The 1,695-nt window shown below is 40.0% G+C and carries 1 protein-coding gene and 1 pseudogene; both read left to right on the plus strand.

Features of this window, described 5'->3' with window-relative positions; translation table 11 throughout:
- Nucleotides 1-601: pseudogene (locus ACIR131C_RS26995) on the plus strand (aromatic ring-hydroxylating oxygenase subunit alpha); the annotation flags it as partial.
- A gap of 148 nt (nucleotides 602-749) precedes the next feature.
- Nucleotides 750-1,499 carry an SDR family oxidoreductase gene (locus tag ACIR131C_RS0120105; RefSeq protein WP_028088728.1) on the plus strand — a complete coding sequence of 250 codons (750 nt, stop codon included), beginning with the start codon at nucleotides 750-752 and terminating at the stop codon, nucleotides 1,497-1,499.
- The last annotated feature ends 196 nt before the right edge of the window (nucleotides 1,500-1,695 follow it).

A 1,695-nucleotide genomic window follows, 5' to 3' on the forward strand; every position in this document is an offset into this window, starting at 1 on the left:
AACTTATACTAAGTCTTACTTGATTCAAGCTAGTGCGTTTCGTGTGATGGATAATTCCTTAGATGTATCTCATTTTCCTTTTATCCATGACGGTTGGTTAGGCGATCGCAATTATACAAAAGTTGAAAACTTTGAGGTGAAACTAGACAAAGATGGCCTGACTATGGGTAAGTATCAATTCCAGACATCAAGGATTGTCAGCGATATCGAAGATGACTCATGGGTTAATTGGTTGAGGCTTAGTCATCCTTTATGTCAATACTGCGTTTCAGAATCCCCTGAAATGCGGATTGTGGATTTGATGACCATCACACCGATTGATGAAGACAAGAGCATATTGCAGATGTTGATAACATGGAAGTGCCTTAGAATGTTGGACTCTAAAACCTTGGAGTCAAAGCTACTAACCGAATATGACGAAACAATAGAACAAGATATTCGGATTCTACATGCCCAACAGCCAGCGCGTTTACCACTGTTACCGCCAAAGCAGATAAACACGCAATGGTTGTTACAGGAAATCCATGTGCCATCAGATAAATGCACAGTTGCCTATCGTCGATGGCTAAAGGAACTAGGCGTAACTTATGGTGTTTGTTAACCTCAGTTGTATGGCACGAAGAAAACCCATAGTGTTTATTTTGTAGGCACTTTTAGCTTTTGTATATAAAAATTACCAAAAAACAAAATCAAGTACAAAAGGCAATTATTACATATCCCATGAGCAAAACGAAAATAAGGAGTGACTGATGGCAGGTAAATTAGATGGAAAAGTAGCTATTATTACTGGAGCTTCGTCTGGTATTGGAGCGGCTACAGCCTTCGCCTTGGCTGCGGAGGGGGCAAAAGTCGCAATCGCGGCAAGACGTGCTGAATGTTTGGATGTACTAGCAAAACAGATCGCAGCCAGTGGCGGTCAGGCGTTATCTATTGTTACAGATATTACAAATGAAGCTCAGGTAAATAACTTAGTCCAAAAGACCAATGGAGAACTTGGACATGTGGATATTCTGGTGAATAACGCAGGAATTGGTGTATTTGGTACAATTGATACTGGGAATCCCGCAGACTGGAGACGAGCATTCGATGTGAATGTTCTAGGAGTTTTATATGCTATCCACGCAGTTTTACCTCTTCTCAAAGCCCAAAAATCCGGGCATATAGTCAATATATCTTCTGTCGATGGCAGGATAGCGCAAGCTGGGGCTGGAGTTTATAGTGCTACAAAATCGGGTGTCAATGCTCTTTCAGAAGCATTACGCCAAGAAGTGTATAAAGACAACATTCGCGTTACCATCATTGAACCAGGTTTAGTTGATACACCATTTATTGACTTAATTTCTGACCCCATCATCAAACAGCTTAGTGAAGAACAACGTCAGACAATAACACCTTTACAAAGTGAGGATATTGCCAGAGCTATAATCTATGCAGTGACACAACCCGATCATGTGAATGTGAATGAAATTTTGATTCGACCAACTACAGAAGGTAATTAGAGATGTTTCTAAAATATGATACAATTAATTGTCCCAATTATCGTTTCCTAATATGAATGCCGTTGATGCTGGAAATTCCAAAAAAAATGAAAACAAACATATAGCTATGTGGGCTTGTCCTAGAAGTCGTTCGACTGTCATTGCTCGTGCTTTTGAGAATTTAGATGGGTGTATTGTTTATGATGAGCCTCTATTC

This window comes from Dolichospermum circinale AWQC131C (assembly GCF_000426905.1).
In the GTDB taxonomy this organism is placed as follows: Bacteria; Cyanobacteriota; Cyanobacteriia; order Cyanobacteriales; family Nostocaceae; genus Dolichospermum; species Dolichospermum circinale.